This window comes from Kitasatospora sp. NPDC051164, from assembly GCF_044455625.1.
Lineage (GTDB): Bacteria > Actinomycetota > Actinomycetes > Streptomycetales > Streptomycetaceae > Kitasatospora.
In genome coordinates, this window is record NZ_JBITFB010000103.1 from 1 (window position 1) to 4,889 (window position 4,889).

General features: G+C 74.0%; 1 protein-coding gene. It reads right to left on the reverse strand.

Translation table 11 applies throughout. The features are described 5' to 3' along the window. Window positions 1-4,889: beta-ketoacyl synthase N-terminal-like domain-containing protein (locus ACIBEC_RS47545; RefSeq protein WP_396290896.1), on the reverse strand; the 4,889-nt coding region annotated here is incomplete at both ends.

The window sequence follows — 4,889 nt, forward strand, 5'->3', positions numbered from 1 at the left end:
ACCAGCAGCAGGCTCCGCACCCCGTGCCCGACCACCAGATGACGGGCCACCAGCCCGCCCAGCAGACCCGACGCACCCGTCACCAGGACCGTGCCGGACGGGCCGAACACCGGCACGGCCTCCTCCGGGGACGCCTGCGCCCGGGCCAGGCGCGGCACCTGGACCGCACCACCGCGTACGGCGAGTTCCGGCTCGCCGGCCGCCAGAGCGGCGGAAAGCGCCTCGCGGGAGAAGTCTCCGCCGTCGAGGTCCAGCAGGACGAGGCGATCGGGGTTCTCCCCCTGGGCCGAGCGCACCAGGCCCCAGACCGGCGCGTGCACCAGGTCCTCGACCTCGGCACCGACCGCCCCACGGGTCACCAGGACCAGACGCGACGCCGAGAACCGCTCGTCCGCCAGCCACTCCTGCACCGTCCCCAAAACCCCGTGCAGCGCGGCGCGCACAGCCGAAGCCACGTCATCAGACGCCTCGACCGACTCCAGCGCCAGGAACACCGCATCCGGGGCGGCCGTGCCGGCGTCGACCGCCGCACCCAGCTCCGCCAGGTCCGCGAACCGCTCCGCACCGAACCCGCCCGCACCCAGCACGGCCCACCGACCCGCCGGCGCCTGCGACACCGGCAGCACCGTCCACTCCACCCGATACAGCGAGTCGACGAAGCCACCGCGCGCACTGCGCACCTGCTCCTCGGACACCTCACGGGAGACCAGGGACTCCACCACGGCCACCGGGCGCCCGGTCTCGTCCGCCAGCAGCAGCGAGGCCGTGTCCTGCCCGGCCTCGGTGAGACGCAGGCGCAGGGCGGTCGCACCGGCGGCGTAGAGGGTGACCCCGTTCCAGGAGAACGGGATCCGGGCCCGGCGGGGGCCCTCCCCGGTCGAGCCGTCGGCGATGTCCAGGCCGAGGGCGTGCAGCGCGGCGTCGAGCAGCGCCGGGTGCAGTCCGTACTGCTCGGCGTCCTCGTGGGCGCTCTCCGGCAGTCGGATCTCGGCGTACGTCTCGCCGTCGTGCCGCCAGGCGGCGCGCAGGCCCTGGAACACCGGCCCGTATCCGAACCCGGCCGCGGCCAGCCGCTCGTACAGGTCGTCGACGGGAACCGGCACCGCACCGGTCGGCGGCCACTCGACCAGCTCGAACGACGGGACGGCGGCCATGCTGTCGGGTGCGAGCACACCGGTGGCGTGCCGCGTCCACGGCTCGCCCTCCGCAGCGTCCTCCGGGCGCGAGTGGACGCTGAGCGTCCGCCGGCCCGCCTCGTCCACGCCCGCGAGCGCCAACCGCAGCTGGACGCCGCCGCGCTCGGGCAGCACCAGCGGCGCCTCCAGCGTCAGCTCCTCCAGCAGCCCGCAGCCGACCTGGTCACCGGCCCGGATCGCCAGCTCGACGAACGCCGTGCCGGGCAGCAGCACCGCGCCCATCACCGCGTGATCAGCCAGCCACGGGTGCGACTGCACCGACAGCCGGCCCGTGAACACCACACCGTCCGAATCCGGCAGCTCCACACTCGCACCGAGCAGCGGGTGCCCCGCCGCACCGAGCCCGATCGACGCGACATCGCCGACGGCCAGGACGGGTGTCCGCGGCCAGTACCGCTGCCGCTGGAAGGGGTAGGTGGGCAGGTCGACCCGGCGCGCGCCGGTACCGGCGAACACGGCCTGCCAGTCGACCGCGAGACCGCGGACGTGCGCCTGGGCCAGGGCCGCCGTGAGCGTGCGGGCCTCCGGGCGGCCGGCGCGGAGCACCGGGACGAACACGGCCTCGGCCACGGACTCCTGACCCATCGCCGACAGCACACCGTCCGGACCCAACTCGACGAACGTCCGGACACCATCCGCCTCCAGGGCGGTGACCGCGTCCGCGAAACGGACGGCCTCACGGACGTGGCGCACCCAGTACCCGGCGTCGGTCAGCTCGGTGGAGACGGGAGCGCCAGTGAGGGTGGAGACAATCGGGATCCGCGGGGACTCGTAGCTGACCTGCTCGGCAATGGCACGGAAGTCCGCGAGCATGCCGTCCATCAGCGGCGAATGGAAGGCGTGACTGACCGTCAGCCGCTTGGACTTCCGTCCCTCCAACCGCGCGACCAGCACGAGCACCTCATCCTCGGCACCCGAGAGCACGACGGACGTGGGCCCGTTGACCGCGGCGATCCCGACACCCTCGGTGAGCAGCGGCAGCACCTCGGCCTCGGACGCCTGCACCGCGACCATCGCACCACCGCCCGGCAGCGCCTGCATCAACCGGCCACGCGCCGCGACCAGCTTCGCCGCATCCGCCAGCGAGAACACACCCGCGACATGGGCGGCGGCCAGCTCACCGATCGAATGCCCGGCCAGCACGTCCGGGGTCAGACCCCACGACTCCACCAGCCGGAAGAGCGCCACCTCCAGCGCGAACAGCGCCGGCTGAGCCCAGCCCGTCTCATGGATCAGCTCCGGATCAGCCAGCGCCTCACGCAGCGGACGGTCCAGCAGCGGGTCCAGTTCGGCGCAGACTCCGTCGAAGGCATCCCGGAACACCGGGTAGGCCGCATACAGCTCCTCCCCCATACCGGCCCGCTGACTGCCCTGACCGGTGAACAGGAACGCCGTCCGCCCCTCCACCACCGAACCACCGGACACCGAGGCCAGCCCGGCCAGCCCGGCCAGCAGCTCCGCACGATCGGAGGCCGCGAACCCGGCCCGGTACTCGAACGCCGCCCGGCCCGTCGCCAGCGAGAACCCCAGATCCGCCACACCCGGCGCACCCTCGCCCTCGACCAGCGTCACCAGCCCCGCCGCCTGCGCCGCCAGCGCCTCCGGGCTCCGCGCCGAAAGCACCACCGGCACCACCGGCGACAGCGGCGACACAGCCGCGGTCGAGGGCACCTCGTCCGCCGGCGGAGCCTGCTCCAGCACGGCATGCGCATTGGTGCCGCTGAAGCCGAACGAGGAGATGCCCGCGCGGCGCGGCTCACCGGTCTGCGGCCAGTCGACGTTCTCGGTCGCCAGCGCGACGGCGCCGGCCGTCCAGTCGACGTGCGGGGACGGCTCGTCCACGTGCAGGGTCCGCGGCAGGACGCCGTGCTGCATCGCGAGCACCATCTTGATCACACCGGCGACACCGGCCGCAGCCTGCGTGTGCCCGATGTTCGACTTCACCGACCCCAGCAGCAGCGCACGGCCGTCCCGACGCTCCTGACCGTACGTCGCGAGCAGAGCCTGCGCCTCGATCGGGTCACCAAGGCGGGTGCCCGTGCCATGCGCCTCCACCGCGTCGATCTGGTCCGCCGCCAGACCGGCACTCTCCAGGGCCTGCCGGATCACCCGCTGCTGCGACGGACCGTTCGGCGCCGTCAGCCCGTTCGACGCACCATCCTGGTTCACCGCAGAGCCACGGACCACCGCAAGCACCGGGTGCCCGTTGCGCCGGGCATCCGACAGCCGTTCGACGAGCAGCATGCCGGCACCCTCACCCCACGCCGTGCCGTCGGCGGCCGCGGAGAACGCCTTGCACCGGCCGTCGGCGGCGAGACCGCGCTGGCGGCTGAAGTCGAGGAAGGTGTCGGGGGTGGCCATCACGGTGACGCCGCCGGCGAGGGCGAGCGTGCACTCACCGTTGCGCAGCGCCTGAACGGCCAGGTGGAGGGCGACCAGCGAGGAGGAGCACGCGGTGTCGACGGTGACCGCCGGCCCCTCCAGGCCGAAGGTGTAGGAGAGGCGGCCGGAGACGACGCTCGCGGCCGTGCCGACGCCGAGGTGGCCCTCGAGTTCCTCCGGCGAGCTCATCAGCAGGGCGAGGTAGTCCTGGCCGTTGGTACCGGCGAAGACGCCGGTGCGGCTGCCGCGCACGGTGGCCGGGTCGATGCCCGCACGCTCGAACGCCTCCCAGGACGTCTCCAGCAGCAGCCGCTGCTGCGGGTCCATGGCGAGCGCCTCGCGCGGAGAGATACCGAAGAACGCGGCGTCGAACTCGGCCGCGTCGTGCAGGAAGCCGCCCTCGCGGGTGTAGATCGTGCCGACCCGCTCGGGGTCCGGGTCGTAGAGGGTGTCGGTGTTCCAGCCGCGGTCGGTCGGGAGCCCGGACATTGCGTCGCCGCCGCCGACGAGCAGCTGCCAGAGCTGCTCGGGCGAGGCGACGCCGCCGGGGAAGCGGCAGCTCATGCCGATGATCGCGATCGGCTCGTCCTCGGCGGCCGTACGGGCGGTGCCCTCGGCGACGGCGGCGGGCTGGCGGCCCACGAGTTCGGTGCGGAGGTGGTCCGCGAGCGCAGCGGCGGACGGGTAGTCGAAGACGAGGGTGGTGGGCAGGCGCAGCCCGGTGGCGGCGGCCAGGCGGTTGCGGAGTTCGACGGCGGTCAGCGAGTCGAAGCCCAGCTCCCTGAACGCCCGGCCGGCCTCGACCTGGTCCGTGCCGGAGTGGGCGAGCACGGCCGCGACGGTGGTGCGGACGAGGTCGAGCATGACGCGCTGCTGCTCGGCGGCCGGGAGGCCGGCGAGGCGGTCGGCCTGCGAAGAGCTGACGGCTGCAGCGCCGGAGGCTACGGTGGCCGCGGCCGCGACCTGGCGGGCCTCGGGGATCTCGTCGAAGAGCGTGGTGGGTCGGACGGCGGTCAGGCCGGGCAGGAAGCGGTCCCAGGCGATGTCCACGACGGTGAGGGCACCGTCGCCGTGCTCGACGGCCTGCCGGAGGGCGGCCATCGCCAGGGGCGGGGCCATCGGCGGGACGCCGTCGCGGTGCAGGCGCTGCTCGACGGTGCCGTCGGCGGCCATGCCGCCCTGTGCCCACGGGCCCCAGGCGATCGAGGTGGCGGGCAGACCGTCGGCCCGGCGCTGCTCCGCGAGCGCGTCCAGATAGGCATTCGCAGCCGCGTAGTTGCCCTGCCCGGCACTGCCCACCGAACCCGCCAT